The organism is Streptomyces sp. NPDC044984 (assembly GCF_040646935.1).
Lineage (GTDB): Bacteria > Actinomycetota > Actinomycetes > Streptomycetales > Streptomycetaceae > Streptomyces.
In genome coordinates this window covers 115,892-133,877 of the sequence record NZ_JBEZBE010000001.1, presented here as the reverse complement: position 1 = coordinate 133,877, position 17,986 = coordinate 115,892, and the positions used below count along the sequence as shown (strand labels likewise).

Sequence of the window (17,986 nt, the reverse complement as noted above, 5' to 3'; positions counted from 1 at the left end):
AAGCGCCGGGCTGCGCAGCTCCCCCCGCCCAGCCCGACTCGCGCGGCCGCCTACTCCCAGCCGTCGGGCTCCGGCTCCTCCTCGGGCCAGTCGTCCGGGCCGCCGGGGTGGTCGGATCCGGCACCGGCACCCCCCGGCGCCGTCAACCCCGCCAACACCCCCACCACGCCTTCCCCGTACGTCGCCAGCTTCTTCTCCCCCACCCCGCTGATCCCGCCCAGCTCACCCACCGACGTGGGCCACACCGTGGCGATCTCCCGCAGCGTGGCGTCGTGGAAGATGACGTACGCCGGAACCCCCTGCTCGCGGGCCTGCTCGGCCCGCCAGGCACGCAGCGCCTCGAACGCGGGCTGGAGCTCTCCGGGCAGTTCGGCCGCGGCGGCCTTGGCCTTGCGCTCGCCCCGGCCGCTCGTGCCCCGGGCCGCCGTCGCCGGCTTCTTCGGCTCCTTGCGCAGCGGCACCTCCCGCTCCCGCCGCAGCACCGCCCCGCTCGCCTCGGTCAGCACCAGCGTGCCGTACTCCCCCTCCACGGCGAGCAGTCCCTGCGCCAGCAGCTGACGCACCACACCCCGCCATTCCGCCTCGGTGAGCTCCTCGCCGATGCCGAACACGGAGAGCTGGTCGTGGTCGAACTGGATGACCTTGGCCGTGCGCCGCCCCAGCAGGATGTCCACGATCTGCACCGCGCCGAACTTCTGCCCGCGCTCCCGCTGCAGCCGCACCACCGTGGACAGCACCTTCTGCGCCGCGACGGTCCCGTCCCAGGTCTCCGGCGGGGTGAGGCAGGTGTCGCAGTTGCCGCAGCCCGCCGGGTCGGGGTCCTGCCCGAAGTAGGCGAGGAGCTGGCCGCGCCGGCACTGCGCGGTCTCGCACAGGGAGAGCATCGCGTCCAGATGCTGGTTGGCACGCCGCCGGAAGGACTCGTCGCCCTCACCGGACTGGATCAGCTTGCGCTGCTGTATGACGTCGTTGAGCCCGTACGCCATCCAGGCCGTGGACGGCAGCCCGTCGCGCCCCGCGCGGCCCGTCTCCTGGTAGTAGCCCTCGACGGACTTGGGCAGGTCGAGGTGGGCGACGAACCGGACGTCCGGCTTGTCGATGCCCATGCCGAACGCGATGGTCGCCACCACCACCAGGCCCTCCTCCCGCAGGAACCGCGCCTGGTGCGCGGCGCGCGTCCCCGCGTCGAGGCCCGCGTGGTACGGCACCGCCTCGACGCCGTTGCGGCTGAGGAACTCGGCGGTCTTCTCCACCGAGTTGCGCGACAGGCAGTAGACGATGCCCGCGTCCCCGGCGTGCTCCCCGCGCAGGAAGCTCAGCAGCTGCTTCTTGGGGTCGGCCTTGGGCACGATCCGGTACTGGATGTTGGGCCGGTCGAAGCTCGCCACGAAGTGCCGGGCGTCCAGCATGCCGAGACGCTCGGTGATCTCCCGGTGCGTGGCGTGCGTGGCCGTCGCCGTGAGCGCGATGCGGGGCACGTCCGGCCACCGCTCGCCGAGCAGCGACAGCGTGAGGTAGTCCGGCCGGAAGTCGTGCCCCCACTGGGACACACAGTGCGCCTCGTCGATCGCGAAGACGGAGATCTTGCCGCGCGAGAGCAGGTTCAGGGTGCTGTCCAGCCGCAGCCGCTCCGGGGCGAGGTACAGCAGGTCCAGCTCGCCGGCGAGGAACTCCGCCTCGACGACGCGCCGCTCGTCGAAGTCCTGCGTGCTGTTCATGAACCCGGCCCGCACGCCCAGCGCCCGCAGCGCGTCCACCTGGTCCTGCATCAGCGCGATGAGCGGGGAGACGACGATTCCCGTACCCGGTCTGACCAGGGCCGGAATCTGGTAGCAGAGCGACTTTCCGCCACCGGTCGGCATGAGCACGACGGCGTCGCCGCCCGTGACCACGTGCTCGATGACCGCTTCCTGCTCACCTCGGAAGGCGTCGTACCCGAACACCCGGTGCAGCGTGGCCAGCGCCTCGCTCTCCGTCACTGCCATCCCGTCACTACCGCCCGTCACCGTGCCCCCGTGAGCCGTCCCTCGACCACTGCCCCCACGATAGGGGTCCGCACCGACAGCCCCGGAGTTGTCCACAGGTCCGCCCCGACGACTTCGGCCCGGCACCCCCGAGGGGTGCCGGGCCGCCGCCGACGTGCCGGTGAGTGCCGCGTCAGCGCACGAACACCCCCGCGTCCCCCGCCAGCTCCAGGAAGTACTGGGGTGCGACGCCCAGGACCACCGTGACGGCCACGCCGACCGCGATCGCCGTCATCGTCAGCGGTGACGGCACCGCGACGGTCGGGCCCTCGGGGCGCGGCTCGCTGAAGAACATCAGGACGATCACGCGGATGTAGAAGAACGCCGCGATGGCCGACGAGATCACACCGACCACGACCAGCGGGGCCGCCCCGCCCTCCGCCGCCGCCTTGAACACGGCGAACTTCCCGGAGAAGCCGGAGGTCAGCGGGATGCCCGCGAAGGCCAGCAGGAACACCGCGAACACCGCCGCCACCAGCGGGGAGCGGCGGCCGAGGCCCGCCCACTTCGACAGGTGCGTCGCCTCGCCGCCGGCGTCCCTCACCAGCGTGACCACCGCGAACGCGCCGATCGTCACGAACGAGTACGCCGCCAGGTAGAAGAGGACGGACGAGACGCCCGACGGCGTGGTCGCGATGACACCCGCGAGGATGAAGCCCGCGTGCGCGATCGACGAGTACGCCAGCAGCCGCTTGATGTCGGTCTGGGTGATCGCCACGATCGCACCGGCCAGCATGGTGACGATGGCGACGGCCCACATGACCGGCCGCCAGTCCCAGCGCAGGCCCGGCAGCACGACGTACAGGATCCGCAGCAGCGCGCCGAACGCCGCCACCTTGGTCGCCGCCGCCATGAAGCCCGTCACCGGCGTGGGGGCGCCCTGGTACACGTCGGGCGTCCACATGTGGAAGGGCACGGCGCCGACCTTGAACAGCAGGCCCATGACCAGCAGCGCGGTGCCGACCAGCAGCAGCGCGTCGTTGCCCATGGTGTCGGCGAGCGCCGGGGTGACGTCCTGGACCGTGCCGTCGACGACCTGCGCGATCGTGGCGTACGACATCGAGCCCGAGTAGCCGTACAGCAGCGCGATGCCGAACAGCGTGAACGCGGAGGCGAACGCGCCGAGCAGGAAGTACTTGACCGCCGCCTCCTGCGACATCAGCCGCTTGCGGCGGGCCAGCGCGCACAGCAGGTACAGCGGGAGGGAGAGGACCTCGAGCGCCACGAACAGCGTCAGCAGGTCGTTGGCCGCCGGGAAGACCAGCATGCCGGCGACCGCGAAGAGCAGCAGCGGGAACACCTCGGTGGTGGTGAACCCGGCCTTGACCGCCTTCTTCTCGCTGTCGCTGCCCGGTACGGACGCGGCCTGCGCGGCGAACGAGTCGACCCGGTTGCCGTGCGCCTCCGGGTCGAGCCGGCGCTCGGCGAAGGTGAACAGGCCGACCAGGGCCGTCAGCAGGATCGTGCCCTGCAGGAACAGGGCCGGACCGTCGACGGCGACGGCGCCCATCGCCGCGATGCCCGCCTTGGTCGTGCCGTAGCCGTCCGCGGCGAGCGCCACGACCGCGGCGAACGCGGCGACGAGCGCGACCACGGCGACGAACACCTGCGCGTAGTAGCGGGACTTGCGCGGTACGAACGCCTCGACCAGCACCCCGAGGACCGCCGCGCCGACGACGATCAGGGTGGGCGCGAGCTGCCCGTACTCGATCTTCGGCGCGTCGATCTTCGAGATCGGGTCGGCCGCCGTTGTCCACAGGTTGTGGACGGCTGTTGCGCTCACTTGGCCGCCTCCACCTCGGGCCGGGGGTCCTTCTTCTCAACATCGGACATGGTGTGCTTCACCGCCGGGTTCACGACGTCCGTGACGGGCTTCGGGTAGACGCCCAGGAAGACCAGCAGCACGACCAGCGGCGCCACCACCGCGATCTCCCGCACCCGCAGGTCGGGCATGGCGACGACCTCGGGCTTCACCGGGCCGGTCATCGTCCGCTGGTACAGGACGAGGGTGTAGAGCGCGGCGAGGACGATGCCGAGGGTGGCGATGATGCCGATCACCGGGTAGCGGGTGAACGTGCCGACCAGGACCAGGAACTCACTGACGAAGGGGGCGAGACCCGGCAGGGAGAGGGTCGCGAGCCCGCCGATCAGGAAGGTGCCGGCGAGCACCGGGGCGACCTTCTGCACACCGCCGTAGTCGGCGATGAGCCGGGAGCCGCGCCGGGAGATCAGGAATCCGGCGATCAGCATCAGCACGGCGGTCGAGATGCCGTGGTTGACCATGTAGAGCGTCGCCCCGGACTGGCCCTGGCTGGTCATCGCGAAGATGCCCATGATGATGAAGCCGAAGTGCGAGATCGACGCGTACGCGATCAGCCGCTTGATGTCGCGCTGGCCGACCGCGAGCAGCGCCCCGTAGATGATGCTGACGACCGCCAGGACGAGGATCACCGGCGTCGCCCACTTGCTGGCCTCCGGGAACAGCCCGAGGCAGAAGCGGAGCATCGCGAAGGTGCCCACCTTGTCGACGACCGCCGTGATCAGCACGGCCACCGGGGCGGTGGACTCCTGCATGGCGTTGGGCAGCCAGGTGTGCAGCGGCCACAGCGGCGCCTTCACCGCGAAGGCGAAGAAGAAGCCGAGGAACAGCCAGCGCTCGGTGCTGGTCGCCATGTCCAGCGAGCCGTCGGCCCGCGCCGCGGCGATCTCGGTGAGCGAGAAGTTCCCGGCGACCACGTACAACCCGATCACCGCGGCCAGCATGATCAGACCGCCGGCCAGGTTGTAGAGCAGGAACTTCACCGCCGCGTACGACCGCTGGGTCGCCGCCTTCTCCTCGCCGTGCTCGTGGGCACGGTCCCCGAAGCCGCCGATGAGGAAGTACATCGGGATGAGCATGGCTTCGAAGAAGATGTAGAAGAGGAAGACGTCGGTGGCCTCGAAGGAGATGATCACCATCGCCTCGACGGCCAGGATCAGGGCGAAGAAGCCCTGCGTCGGCCGCCACCGCTTGCTGCCGGTCTCCAGGGGGTCGGCGTCGTGCCAGCCCGCGAGGACGATGAACGGGATCAGCAGGGCGGTCAGCGCGATCAGCGCCACCGCGATGCCGTCCACGCCCAGCTCGTACCGCACCCCGAAGTCCGCGATCCAGGCGTGGGACTCGGTGAGCTGGTAGCGGTCGCCGTCCGGGTCGAACCGCACCAGGACGGTGATCGCCAGGACGAGCGTGGCGAGCGAGAACAGCAGGGCCAGCCACTTGGCGGCCGTGCGCCTCGCGGCCGGTACGGCGGCCGTGGCGATCGCCCCGATGGCCGGGAGCGCCGCCGTCGCTGTCAGCAGAGGAAAGGACATCGGTATCAGACCGCCCTCATCAGCAGGGTCGCGGCGACCAGGACCGCCGCGCCGCCGAACATGGAGACCGCGTAGGACCGCGCGAAGCCGTTCTGCAGCCTGCGCATCCGTCCGGACAGGCCGCCCATGGAGGCCGCCGTGCCGTTGACGACCCCGTCGACCAGGGTGTGGTCGACGTACACCAGGGAGCGGGTGAGGTGCTCACCGCCGCGGACCAGGACCACGTGGTTGAAGTCGTCCTGGAGCAGGTCGCGCCGGGCGGCCCGGGTGAGCAGCGACCCGCGCGGGGCGACGGCCGGCACCGGACGGCGCCCGTACTGGGCCCAGGCGACCGCCACGCCGATGACCATCACGGCCACCGTGGCGGCGGTCACCGTCAGGGCGCTGATCGGCGCGTGCCCGTGGTCGTGCCCGGTGACGGGCTCCAGCCAGTGCATGAAGCGGTCGCCGATGCTGAAGAAGGCACCGCCCGCGACCGACCCGACGGCCAGCACGATCATCGGGATCGTCATGACCTTCGGGGACTCGTGCGGGTGCGGCGGCTCGTACTCACCGCGCGTCCGGGCGGCGGGCTCCACGTCCGGCTGGGCCGGGGACGGCGTCGGCGCGTTGCGCCAGCGCTCCTCGCCGAAGAACGTCATCAGCATCACGCGCGTCATGTAGTACGCGGTGATGGCCGCGCCCAGCAGGGCGCAGGCGCCGAGGATCCAGCCCTCGGTGCCGCCCTTGGCGAACGCCGACTCGATGATCTTGTCCTTGGAGAAGAAGCCGGACAGGCCCGGGAAGCCGATGATGGCGAGGTAGCCGAGGCCGAAGGTGACGAACGTGACCGGCATGTACTTACGGAGGCCGCCGTAGCGGCGCATGTCGACCTCGTCGTTCATGCCGTGCATGACCGAACCCGCGCCGAGGAACAGCCCGGCCTTGAAGAAGCCGTGCGTCACCAGGTGCATGATCGCGAAGACGTAGCCGATGGGGCCGAGGCCCGCGGCGAGGACCATGTAGCCGATCTGCGACATGGTCGAGCCGGCCAGCGCCTTCTTGATGTCGTCCTTCGCGCAACCGACGATCGCACCGAACAGCAGCGTGACCGCGCCGACGATGGTGACGACCAGCTGGGCGTCCGGGGCGCCGTTGAAGACGGCGGCGGAGCGGACGATCAGGTAGACGCCCGCCGTCACCATGGTCGCGGCGTGGATCAGGGCCGAGACGGGGGTCGGGCCCTCCATCGCGTCCCCGAGCCAGGACTGCAGCGGCACCTGGGCGGACTTGCCGCAGGCGGCGAGCAGCAGCATCAGCGCGATCGCGGTGAGCTTGCCCTCGCCGGCCTGCCCGGCGAGACCGGGCTCCTCCAGGGTGCCGAGCACCGGCCCGAAGGCGAAGGTGCCGAACCACAGGAACATCAGCATGATCGCGATGGACAGGCCCATGTCGCCGACGCGGTTGACCAGGAAGGCCTTCTTCGCCGCCGTCGCCGCGCTGGGCTTGTGCTGCCAGAAGCCGATCAGCAGGTAGGAGGCGAGACCGACGCCCTCCCAGCCGACGTACAGCAGCAGGTAGTTGTCGGCGAGGACGAGGATCAGCATCGCCGCGAGGAACAGGTTCAGGTAGCCGAAGAAGCGGCGGCGCCGCTCGTCGTGCTCCATGTACCCGACGGAGTACAGGTGGATCAGCGAGCCGACGCCGGTGATCAGCAGGACGAACGTCATCGACAGCTGGTCGAGCCGGAAGGCGACGTCGGCCTGGAAGCCCTCCACCGGGATCCAGCTGAACAGGTGCTGCGTGACGGTGCGTTCCTCGGCGCCCTTGCCCAGCAGGTCGGTGAACAGCACCAGGCCGAGCACGAAGGAGACGGCCGCGAGCAGCGTGCCGATCCAGTGGCCGACGGCGTCCAGCCGGCGTCCGCCGCACAGCAGGACCACCGCTCCGAGCAGGGGCGCCGCCACCAGCAGCGCAATCAGGTTCTCCACGATTCAGCAGCCCCTCACAGCTTCATCAGGCTGGCGTCGTCGACCGAGGCCGAGTGGCGGGAACGGAACAGGGACACGATGATCGCCAGCCCGACCACGACCTCCGCGGCGGCGACGACCATCGTGAAGAACGCGATGATCTGGCCGTCGAGGTTGCCGTGCATCCGGGAGAAGGCGACGAACGCGAGGTTGCAGGCGTTGAGCATGAGCTCGACGCACATGAACACGACGATCGCGTTGCGCCTGATCAGTACGCCGGTGGCGCCGATCGTGAACAGCAGCGCGGCCAGGTACAGGTAGTTGACGGGGTTCACTTCGACGCCTCCTCGGCCCGCTTGAAGGTCGGCGCGTCGATCGCGGTGCGCTCCAGGCGCTCCTGAGCGCGCTGCTCCATCACCCGCAGGTCGTTGATCGCCTCCTGCGACACGTCACGGATCTGGCCGCGCTCCCGCAGCGTCTTGCTGACGGTGAGGTCCGACGGGGTGCCGTCGGGCAGCAGGCCCGCGATGTCCACGGCGTTGTGCCGGGCGTACACGCCCGGTGCCGGCAGCGGCGGCAGGTACTTGCCGTCGCGGACGCGCTGCTCGGCCAGCTCCCGCTGCGTCTTCGGGCGCTCGGTGCGCTCGCGGTGGGTGAGCACCATGGCGCCGACGGCGGCCGTGATGAGCAGGGCGCCGGTGATCTCGAAGGCGAAGACGTACTTGGTGAACAGGAGGGCCGCCAGGCCCTCCACATTGCCGCCCGCGTTCGCCTCGCCGATGCCGTTGAACTCGCTGAGCGAGGCGTTCCCGATCCCGCCGACCAGCAGGATGCCGAAGCCGAGACCGCACAGCAGGGCCAGCCAGCGCTGGCCCTTGATGGTCTCCTTCAGGGAGTCCGCCGCGGTGACGCCGACGAGCATCACCACGAACAGGAACAGCATCATGATCGCGCCGGTGTAGACGACGATCTGGACGACGCCCAGGAAGTAGGCGCCGTTGGCGAGGTAGAACACCGCCAGGACGATCATGGTGCCGGCGAGGCAGAGCGCGCTGTGCACGGCCCGCTTCATGAAGACGGTGCACAGGGCGCCGATCACGGCGACCGTGCCGAGGACCCAGAACTGGAAGGCCTCTCCGGTGGAGGTGCCGGCAGAGAGAGTCGCCGCGGCGGCGAGCTGCCCGGTCATCGCTCGATCACCTCCTCCGACGCCGGTTCCTCCGGGCCGAAGGTCGAGGCGGCCTCCTGCACGACCTCCCCCTTGGAGTGGGCGACCTGCTGCTCCGTACCGGGCGCGGCCTCGGTCACCAGGCCCCGGTAGTAGTCCTGTTCGTCGGTGCCCGGGTACATGGCGTGCGGGGAGTCGACCATGCCCTCCTCCAGACCGGCGAGCAGCTGCTCCTTGGTGTAGATGAGGTTGGCGCGGCTGGAGTCCGCCAGCTCGAACTCGTTGGTCATCGTCAGCGCGCGCGTGGGGCACGCCTCGATGCACAGCCCGCACAGGATGCAGCGGGCGTAGTTGATCTGGTAGACGCGGCCGTACCGCTCGCCGGGCGAGTAGCGCTCCTCGTCGGTGTTGTCCGCGCCCTCGACGTAGATCGCGTCGGCGGGGCAGGCCCAGGCGCACAGCTCGCAGCCGACGCACTTCTCCAGGCCGTCCGGATGGCGGTTGAGCTGGTGCCGTCCGTGGAAACGCGGAGCGGTGGTCTTCTGCTGCTCCGGGTACTGCTCGGTCAGCCGCTTCTTGAACATGGCCTTGAAGGTCACGCCGAAGCCGGCCACGGGGTTCAGGAAACCGGGCTCGGTCCCCTTGGGCTCCTCAGCCATCGGACGCCTCCTTTCCATCCGTGGATCCGACCGGAGATCCGTCACTCTGAGTATCGGGGGCACCACTGACAATCAGCTCCCGCTCCCGGCGCGGACGGCGTCGCGGCACCGGCGGCAGCTCCTGTCCCGGCAGCGGCGGTACGGGGAATCCGCCGCCCATGGGGTCGAAGGCGGGCGGGCCCTCGACGGGCCGTCCCTCCTCCTTCCCCTTGCCGCGGAACAGGTCGGCGACGAAGGACAGCAGCAGGAGGGCGAGGACGCCCGCGGCGATGTAGAGGGCGATGTCGGCGAAGTCGTAGCCCTCGTTCCGCAGCGCCCGCACGGTGGCGACGAGCATCAGCCACACCAGGGAGACCGGGATGAGGACCTTCCAGCCGAGCTTCATCAGCTGGTCGTAGCGCACGCGCGGGAGCGTGCCGCGCAGCCAGACGAAGCCGAACAGCAGGGTCAGCAGCTTGCCGGTGAACCAGAGCATCGGCCACCAGCCGTGGTTCGCGCCCTCCCAGAAGGTGCTGACGGGCCACGGGGCCCGCCAGCCGCCCAGGAAGAGGGTCACGGCGACGGCCGAGACGGTCACCATGTTGACGTACTCGGCGAGCATGAACATCGCGAACTTGATCGACGAGTACTCGGTGTTGAAGCCGCCGACCAGGTCGCCCTCGGACTCCGGCATGTCGAACGGGGCGCGGTTGGTCTCGCCGACCATCGTCACGATGTAGATGAGGAAGGAGACCGGCAGCAGCAGGACGTACCAGCGGTCGGCCTGCGCCTCGACGATCGTCGACGTCGACATCGACCCCGAGTACAGGAACACGGAGGCGAACGCGGCGCCCATGGCGATCTCGTACGAGATCATCTGCGCGCAGGAGCGCAGACCGCCGAGGAGCGGGTAGGTGGAGCCGGAGCTCCAGCCCGCCAGGACGATGCCGTAGATGCCGACCGAGGCGACCGCGAGGATGTACAGCATCGCGATCGGCAGGTCGGTCAGCTGCATGGTGGTGCGGTGGCCGAAGACCGAGACCTCGTTGCCGGCCGGGCCGAAGGGGATCACCGCGAACGCCATGAAGGCCGGAATGGCCGCCACGATCGGCGCGAGGACGTACACCGCCTTGTCCGCGCGTTTGACGACGACGTCCTCCTTGAGCATCAGCTTCACGCCGTCGGCGAGCGACTGGAGCATGCCCCAGGGGCCGTGCCGGTTGGGGCCGATGCGCAGCTGCATCCAGGCGACGACCTTGCGCTCCATGACGATGGAGATCAGCACGGTCACCATCAGGAAGGCGAAGCAGAACACCGCCTTGAGGACGATCAGCCACCAGGGATCGCGGCCGAACATCGAGAGGTCTTCAGCGGCGAGGTACGGGCTCATGCCTCCACCTCCTCGGGGGCCTCGTCGGCGAGGGTCGCCGGGCCGATACGGACGAGTGAGCCGGGCAGGGCCCCGGTGCCGGAGGCGACGCCGCCGCCGACGGAGTTCAGCGGGAGCCACACCACGCGGTCGGGCATCTCGGTGACGGCCAGGGGCAGCTCGACCGTTCCCTCGGTGCCGGTCACCGCGAGCAGGTCGCCGTCCTTGACGCCGGCCTCGGCGGCCGTGGCGGCCGACACGCGCGCGCGGGCGGCGTGCCGGGTGCCGGCGAGCGCCTCGTCGCCCCGCTGCAGGACGCCCTCGTCGAGCAGCAGCCGGTGCCCGGCGAGCACGGCCTCCCCGGCGGCCGGCCGGGGCAGTGCGCCCGCGGTCTCCAGCGGGTCGGTGGCCCGGGGGCCGTCCCAGGTGCCGAGCCGGTCGAGCTCCGCGCGGATGGTGCGCAGGTCCGGCAGTCCCAGGTGGACGTCCATGGCGTCGGCCAGCATCTGCAGCACGCGCGCGTCGGTGGGCGCGGTCCGCCGGGTCATCTGGTCGGGCTTGAGTGCCGCCTCGAACATGCGGACCCGGCCTTCCCAGTTGAGGAAGGTGCCGGCCTTCTCCGCGACCGCGGCGACCGGCAGGACGACGTCGGCGAGCGCGGTGACCTCGCTGGGCCGCAGCTCCAGCGACACCACGAACCCGGCCTCGGCGAGCGCGGCACGCGCGCGTGCCGGGTCGGGCAGGTCGGTGACCTCCACGCCCGCGACCAACAGCGCCTGGAGCTCACCGCGTGCCGCCGCCTCGACGATCTGTCCGGTGTCGCGGCCGTAGCGGTGCGGCAGTTCCGCCACGCCCCAGAGGGCGGCGACCTCCTCACGCGCGCGCGGGTCGGTCGACGGGCGGCCGCCGGGCAGCAGCGCCGGCAGCGCGCCCGCCTCCACGGCGCCGCGCTCCCCGGCCCGGCGCGGGATCCACACCAGCCGCGCGCCGGTGGCGGCGGCGAACCGGACGGCCGCGGTCAGGCCGCCCCGTACGGCCGCCAGCCGCTCGCCGACGACGATGACCGCGCCCTCGCCCCGCAGCGCCTCGGCGGCCCTGGCCCCGTCGCCCTCCAGGCCGACGCCGCCGGCCAGGGCGTCCAGCCACTCGGTCTCGGTCCCGGGAGCCGCCGGCAGCAGCGTGCCGCCGGCCTTCTCGAGCCCGCGCGTGGCGTACGTGGCCAGGGCGAAGGTCTTCTGTCCGTGCTTCCGCCAGGCCTTGCGCAGCCGCAGGAAGACGCCGGGCGCCTCCTCCTCGGACTCGAACCCGACCAGCAGGACCGCGGGCGCCTTCTCCAGGTGCGTGTACGTGACGCCCGTACCGTCGAGATCGCGGCCGCGGCCCGCGACCCGCGCGGCGAGGAAGTCGGCCTCCTCGGCGCTGTGCACGCGCGCGCGGAAGTCGATGTCGTTGGTGGCGAGCGCCACCCGCGCGAACTTGCTGTACGCGTAGGCGTCCTCGACGGTGAGCCGGCCGCCGGTCAGGACACCGGTGCGGCCGCGCGAGGCCAGCAGGCCCTGCGCCGCGATCCGCAGCGCGTCCGGCCAGGACGCCGGCTCCAGCTCGCCCTCCGGGTTGCGCACCAGCGGCGTGTCGAGGCGGTCCCGCAGTTGCGCGTACCGGAACGCGAAGCGTCCCTTGTCGCACATCCACTCCTCGTTGACCTCGGGGTCGTGTGCGGCGAGCCGCCGCATGACCTTGCCGCGCCGGTGGTCGGTGCGGGTGGCGCAGCCGCCGGAGCAGTGCTCGCACACCGACGGCGACGAGATCAGGTCGAAGGGGCGGGAGCGGAACCGGTACGCCGCCGAGGTGAGCGCGCCGACCGGGCAGATCTGGATGGTGTTGCCGGAGAAGTACGACTCGAAGGGGTCGCCCTCGCCGGTGCCGACCTGCTGGAGCGCGCCCCGCTCGATCAGCTCGATCATCGGGTCGCCCGCGACCTGGTTGGAGAACCGGGTGCAGCGTGCGCACAGCACGCACCGCTCACGGTCGAGCAGCACCTGCGTGGAGATCGGGACGGGCTTCTCGTAGGTGCGCTTCCTGCCCTCGAAGCGGGACTCGGCGTTGCCGTGCGACATCGCCTGGTTCTGCAGCGGGCACTCGCCGCCCTTGTCGCAGACCGGGCAGTCCAGCGGGTGGTTGATGAGCAGCAGCTCCATCACACCCTTCTGGGCCTTCTCCGCGACCGGCGAGGAGAGCTGGGTCTTCACCACCATCCCGTCGGTGCAGGTGATGGTGCAGGACGCCATGGGCTTGCGCTGGCCCTCGACCTCGACGATGCACTGGCGGCAGGCGCCCGCCGGGTCGAGGAGCGGGTGGTCGCAGAACCGGGGGATCTCGATGCCGAGCTGCTCGGCGGCCCGGATGACCAGGGTGCCCTTGGGCACGCTGATCTCGGCGCCGTCGATGGTCAGCGTCACGAGGTCCTCGGGCGGGACCGCCGCCTCTCCGCCTCCGGAGGAGCGCTCGCCCGCGGCGGAGCCGCTTGTGGACTGCTGAACGGTCATGCGTTCACCTCCGTACGGTGGTCGGCCCAGGCCGTCGACCTGGCCGGGTCGAAGGGGCAGCCCCGGCCCGTGATGTGCTGCTCGTACTCCTCGCGGAAGTACTTGAGCGAGGAGAAGATCGGCGAGGCGGCGCCGTCGCCGAGGGCGCAGAAGGACTTGCCGTTGATGTTGTCGGCGATGTCGTTCAGCTTGTCGAGGTCGGCCGTCCGTCCCTTGCCGGCCTCGATGTCGCGCAGCAGCTGGACCAGCCAGTACGTGCCCTCGCGGCAGGGTGTGCACTTGCCGCAGGACTCGTGGGCGTAGAACTCGGTCCAGCGGGTGACGGCGCGGACGACACAGGTCGTCTCGTCGAAGCACTGCAGGGCCTTCGTGCCGAGCATGGAACCCGCGGCGCCCACTCCTTCGTAGTCGAGAGGGACGTCGAGGTGCTCGTCGGTGAACATCGGCGTCGAGGAGCCGCCGGGCGTCCAGAACTTCAGCCGGTGGCCCGGCCGCATCCCGCCGCTCATCTCCAGCAGCTGGCGCAGCGTGATGCCGAGGGGCGCCTCGTACTGTCCGGGGTTCGCGACGTGGCCGCTGAGGGAATAGAGCGTGAAGCCGGGCGACTTCTCGCTGCCCATCGAGCGGAACCATTCCTTGCCCCGGTTCATGATGGCGGGAACCGACGCGATCGACTCGACGTTGTTCACCACAGTCGGGCACGCGTAGAGGCCCGCGACGGCAGGGAAGGGGGGACGGAGCCGCGGTTGACCCCGGCGGCCTTCGAGCGAGTCGAGCAGTGCGGTCTCCTCACCGCAGATGTACGCGCCCGCGCCCGCGTGCACGGTGAGTTCGAGGTCGAGTCCGCTGCCCAGGATGTTCTCGCCGAGGAAGCCGGCCGCGTAGGCCTCGCGCACGGCCTCGTGCAACCGCCGCAGAACGGGGACGACTTCACCACGCAGATAGATGAAGGCGTGAGACGACCTGATGGCATGGCAGGCGATGACGATGCCCTCGATGAGGCTGTGCGGGTTCGCGAAGAGGAGCGGAATGTCCTTGCACGTTCCGGGCTCCGACTCGTCGGCGTTGACCACCAGGTAGTGGGGTTTTCCGTCCCCCTGGGGAATGAACTGCCACTTCATCCCCGTCGGGAAGCCGGCGCCGCCGCGCCCGCGCAGACCGGACTCCTTGACGTACGCGATGACGTCGTCCGGTGACATGGCGAGCGCCTTGCGGAGCCCCTCGTACCCCTCGTGCCTCTTGTAGACGTCCAGCGTCCAGGACTCGTCCTCGTCCCAGAAGGCCGACAGCACGGGTGCGAGCAGCTTCTCCGGGCTCATGTCCTTGAGTTCGGGTGCCAAGGTCATCACTCCCCCTCCTCGGCGACGGGACCCTCCGAACCGGAGGGGCGGGGCGAAGCCTCTCCTTCACGGGTGGTGGTGGGTGACGGGTGGGCCGGGTCGGAGGCCGACGTGGCCTGCGGCGCGTCGTGCGAGCTGAGGTGCTCCGTCGGTGACGGCTCGTGCGGCGGGGTGTCCCGGGGCGCCTCACCGCGCGGGTGCACCACACGCGCGGGTGCGGCCTCCCCCTTGGCCAGCTTCAGACCGATCAGGGAGGCGGGGCCCGCGCTCCCGGTGGCCTCGACCGCTCCCTCGCGCTCGTCGGGGAAGCCGGCCAGGATGCGGGCGGTCTCCTTGAACGTGCACAGGGGCGCCCCGCGGGTGGGCGCGACCGGGCGGCCGGCGCGCAGGTCGTCGACCATGCGCTTGGCGCTCTCGGGTGTCTGGTTGTCGAAGAACTCCCAGTTCACCATCACCACGGGCGCGAAGTCGCAGGCCGCGTTGCACTCGATGTGCTCCAGGGTCACCTTGCCGTCGTCGGTGGTCTCACCGTTGCCGACGCCCAGGTGCTCCTGGAGCTCCTCGAAGATCGCGTCGCCGCCCATGACGGCGCACAGGGTGTTGGTGCACACCCCGACCTGGTAGTCACCGCTCGGCTTGCGCCGGTACATGGTGTAGAAGGTGGCGACCGCGGTCACCTCCGCGGTGGTCAGGCCGAGCACGTCCGCGCAGAACCGCATCCCGGTGCGCGTGACGTGGCCCTCCTCCGACTGCACCAGGTGCAGCAGCGGCAGGAGGGCGGACCGGGAGTCCGGGTAGCGGGCGATGACCTCGCGCGCGTCGGCCTCCAGCCGGGCCCGGACGTCGTCCGGGTAGGCGGGCGCGGGCAGTTCGGGCATGCCCAGGCTGACGCCCCGCTCGGACCGCTCCGAAGAAGAGGTGGTCACCGGTCGACGCCTCCCATCACGGGGTCGATGGACGCGACGGCGACGATGACGTCGGCGACCTGGCCGCCCTCGCACATCGCCGCCATGGCCTGCAGGTTGGTGAAGGACGGGTCGCGGAAGTGGACCCGGTAGGGGCGGGTGCCGCCGTCGGAGACGACGTGCGCCCCGAGCTCGCCCTTGGGTGACTCGACCGCCGCGTACGCCTGTCCCGGCGGGACGCGGAAGCCCTCGGTGACCAGCTTGAAGTGGTGGATCAGGGCCTCCATGGAGGTGCCCATGATCTTCTTGATGTGGTCGAGGGAGTTGCCCAGTCCGTCCGGTCCCAGGGCGAGCTGGGCGGGCCAGGCGATCTTCTTGTCGGCGACCATGACCGGTCCGGGCTGGAGCCGGTCCAGGCACTGCTCGACGATGCGCAGCGACTGGCGCATCTCCTCCAGCCGGATCAGGAAGCGGCCGTAGGAGTCGCAGGTGTCGGCGGTCGGGACCTCGAAGTCGTAGGTCTCGTATCCGCAGTACGGCTGCGCCTTGCGCAGGTCGTGCGGCAGGCCGGTGGAGCGCAGGATCGGGCCGGTGGCGCCGAGGGCCATGCAGCCGGCCAGGTCCAGGTAGCCGACGTCCTGCATGCGGGCCTTGAAGATGGGGTTCCCGGTGGCGAGCTTGTCGTACTCCGGGAGGTTCTTCCTCATCGTCCTCACGAACTCGCGGATCCGGTCCACCGCGCCGGGCGGCAGGTCCTGGGCGAGTCCGCCGGGGCGGATGTACGCGTGGTTCATGCGGAGCCCGGTGATGAGCTCGTAGAGGTCGAGAATGAGTTCACGATCACGGAATCCGTAGATCATGATCGTGGTGGCGCCGAGCTCCATGCCGCCGGTGGCGATGCACACCAGGTGGGAGGAGAGCCGGTTCAGCTCCATCAGGAGCACCCTGATGACCGAGGCCCGGTCGGGCACCTGGTCCTCGATGCCGAGGAGCTTCTCGACCGCGAGGCAGTACGCCGTCTCGTTGAAGAACGACGTCAGGTAGTCCATGCGCGTCACGAACGTGGTGCCCTGGGTCCACGTGCGGTACTCGAGGTTCTTCTCGATGCCGGTGTGGAGGTAGCCGATGCCGCAGCGGGCCTCGGTGACCGTCTCGCCGTCGATCTCCAGGATCAGACGGAGCACTCCGTGGGTGGACGGGTGCTGCGGCCCCATGTTGACGACGATGCGCTCGTCGTCGGCGCGGGCCGCGGTCTCGACGACCTCGTCCCAGTCTCCGCCGGTGACCGTGTATACGGTGCCCTCGGTGGTCTCCCGGGGGGAGGCCACCGAAGAGGTGGTCCCGAAGGGACTCGATGAGGGGTGGTGGCCGGGCGACGGGTTGGGAGTGCTCATGAGTACGACCTCCGCTGGTCCGGAGCCGGGATCTGGGCGCCCTTGTACTCGACGGGGATGCCGCCGAGGGGATAGTCCTTGCGCTGCGGATGGCCCTGCCAGTCGTCCGGCATCATGATCCGCGTCAGGGCCGGGTGACCGTCGAAGACGATGCCGAAGAAGTCGTACGTCTCGCGCTCGTGCCAGTCGTTCGTCGGATAGACCGAGAACAGCGACGGGATGTGCGGGTCGCTGTCGGGGGCGCTGACCTCCAGGCGGATCAGCCGGTTGTGGGTGATCGAGCGCAGGTGGTAGACGGCGTGCAGCTCGCGGCCCTTGTCGTTCGGGTAGTGCACGCCGCTGACTCCGGTGCACAGCTCGAAGCGCAGGGCGGGGTCGTCGCGCAGGGTGCGGGCGACCCGGACCAGGTGCTCGCGCTCGATGTGGAAGGTGAGCTCGCCGCGGTCGACGACCGTCTTCTCGATGGCGTTCTCCGGGAGCAGGCCCTGCTCCTCCAGGGCTCCCTCCAGCTCGTCGGCGACCTCGTCGAACCAGCCGCCGTAGGGGCGGGACGCCGGTCCCGGGAGCCGGACCGAGCGGACCAGTCCGCCGTAGCCGGAGGTGTCGCCGCCGCCCGCGGCGCCGAACATGCCGCGCTGGACGCGGATCTCCTCGCCGCCCTGTCCGCGCTGGCCGGGGAGGTTCTCGGCGGACAGGTCCTTCTCGGGGTTGACCCCGTCCGACCCGTTCGCGCCGTTCGCGTCGCTCATCGCAGCAGCCCCTTCATCTCGATCGTGGGCAGGGCCTTGAGCGCCGCCTCCTCCGCCTCGCGGGCCGCCTCCTCGGCGTTCACGCCGAGCTTGGAGCCCTGGATCTTCTGGTGGAGCTTGAGGATGGCGTCCATCAGCATCTCGGGGCGGGGCGGGCAGCCGGGGAGGTAGATGTCGACCGGGACGATGTGGTCGACGCCCTGCACGATCGCGTAGTTGTTGAACATGCCGCCCGAGGAGGCGCAGACCCCCATGGAGATCACCCACTTGGGGTTCGGCATCTGGTCGTAGACCTGCCGCAGCACCGGCGCCATCTTCTGGCTGACCCGCCCGGCGACGATCATGAGGTCCGCCTGCCGCGGTGAGCCGCGGAAGACCTCCATGCCGAAGCGCGCCAGGTCGTAGCGGCCGGCGCCGGTGGTCATCATCTCGATGGCGCAGCAGGCGAGGCCGAACGTGGCGGGGAAGACGGACGACTTGCGCACCCAGCCCGCGGCCTGCTCGACGGTGGTCAGCAGGAATCCGCTCGGCAGCTTTTCTTCGAGTCCCATGG

At 70.5% G+C, this 17,986-nt stretch carries 14 protein-coding genes; all 14 read right to left on the bottom strand.

Translation table 11 applies throughout. The annotated features are described in order from the left end of the window. Positions 1–50: 50 nt before the first annotated feature. Positions 51–1,985, bottom strand: coding sequence for a DNA helicase RecQ (gene recQ, locus AB0A94_RS00665; RefSeq protein ID WP_361736712.1), 1,935 nt, complete (start codon positions 1,983–1,985; stop codon positions 51–53). A gap of 172 nt (positions 1,986–2,157) precedes the next feature. Next, complete coding sequence (gene nuoN / locus AB0A94_RS00660) at positions 2,158–3,807, bottom strand: NADH-quinone oxidoreductase subunit NuoN (protein WP_361736709.1); 1,650 nt, start codon at positions 3,805–3,807, stop codon at positions 2,158–2,160. Beyond that, positions 3,804–5,375, bottom strand: a complete 1,572-nt coding sequence (locus tag AB0A94_RS00655; protein WP_361736706.1) for an NADH-quinone oxidoreductase subunit M — start codon at positions 5,373–5,375, stop codon at positions 3,804–3,806. The genes nuoN and AB0A94_RS00655 overlap by 4 nt, the downstream gene beginning before the upstream one ends. Before the next feature lie 5 nt (positions 5,376–5,380). Further along, a complete protein-coding gene (gene nuoL / locus AB0A94_RS00650) occupies positions 5,381–7,345 on the bottom strand; it encodes an NADH-quinone oxidoreductase subunit L (protein WP_361736703.1) in 1,965 nt (654 codons plus the stop codon). A 14-nt stretch (positions 7,346–7,359) separates the two neighbouring features. Then, a complete protein-coding gene (gene nuoK / locus AB0A94_RS00645) occupies positions 7,360–7,659 on the bottom strand; it encodes an NADH-quinone oxidoreductase subunit NuoK (protein WP_004927567.1) in 300 nt (99 codons plus the stop codon). Beyond that, a complete protein-coding gene (locus AB0A94_RS00640) occupies positions 7,656–8,513 on the bottom strand; it encodes an NADH-quinone oxidoreductase subunit J (protein WP_361736700.1) in 858 nt (285 codons plus the stop codon). The genes nuoK and AB0A94_RS00640 overlap by 4 nt, the downstream gene beginning before the upstream one ends. Then, complete coding sequence (nuoI, locus tag AB0A94_RS00635; RefSeq protein ID WP_361736697.1) at positions 8,510–9,151, bottom strand: NADH-quinone oxidoreductase subunit NuoI; 642 nt, start codon at positions 9,149–9,151, stop codon at positions 8,510–8,512. The genes AB0A94_RS00640 and nuoI overlap by 4 nt, the downstream gene beginning before the upstream one ends. Then, positions 9,144–10,520, bottom strand: a complete 1,377-nt coding sequence (gene nuoH, locus AB0A94_RS00630) for an NADH-quinone oxidoreductase subunit NuoH (RefSeq protein WP_361736694.1) — start codon at positions 10,518–10,520, stop codon at positions 9,144–9,146. The genes nuoI and nuoH overlap by 8 nt, the downstream gene beginning before the upstream one ends. After that, complete coding sequence (locus AB0A94_RS00625; protein ID WP_361736691.1) at positions 10,517–13,045, bottom strand: NADH-quinone oxidoreductase subunit G; 2,529 nt, start codon at positions 13,043–13,045, stop codon at positions 10,517–10,519. Before AB0A94_RS00625 ends, nuoH begins: the two co-directional genes overlap by 4 nt. Next, the gene (gene nuoF, locus AB0A94_RS00620; RefSeq protein WP_361736688.1) at positions 13,042–14,394 is read right to left on the bottom strand and encodes an NADH-quinone oxidoreductase subunit NuoF; all 1,353 of its coding nucleotides are present in this window, start codon (positions 14,392–14,394) and stop codon (positions 13,042–13,044) included. Before nuoF ends, AB0A94_RS00625 begins: the two co-directional genes overlap by 4 nt. Further along, entirely contained in the window at positions 14,391–15,311 is a 921-nt protein-coding gene (gene nuoE / locus AB0A94_RS00615; protein ID WP_361736684.1) for an NADH-quinone oxidoreductase subunit NuoE, read from the bottom strand. The genes nuoF and nuoE overlap by 4 nt, the downstream gene beginning before the upstream one ends. Continuing rightward, a complete protein-coding gene (locus AB0A94_RS00610) occupies positions 15,308–16,684 on the bottom strand; it encodes an NADH-quinone oxidoreductase subunit D (RefSeq protein WP_361736681.1) in 1,377 nt (458 codons plus the stop codon). Before AB0A94_RS00610 ends, nuoE begins: the two co-directional genes overlap by 4 nt. Then, a complete protein-coding gene (locus tag AB0A94_RS00605; protein WP_361736678.1) occupies positions 16,681–17,433 on the bottom strand; it encodes an NADH-quinone oxidoreductase subunit C in 753 nt (250 codons plus the stop codon). Before AB0A94_RS00605 ends, AB0A94_RS00610 begins: the two co-directional genes overlap by 4 nt. Continuing rightward, positions 17,430–17,984 (bottom strand): NADH-quinone oxidoreductase subunit B, encoded by a 555-nt coding sequence (locus AB0A94_RS00600; RefSeq protein WP_005313804.1) that lies wholly within the window; start codon positions 17,982–17,984, stop codon positions 17,430–17,432. The genes AB0A94_RS00605 and AB0A94_RS00600 overlap by 4 nt, the downstream gene beginning before the upstream one ends. Positions 17,985–17,986: the final 2 nt, after the last annotated feature.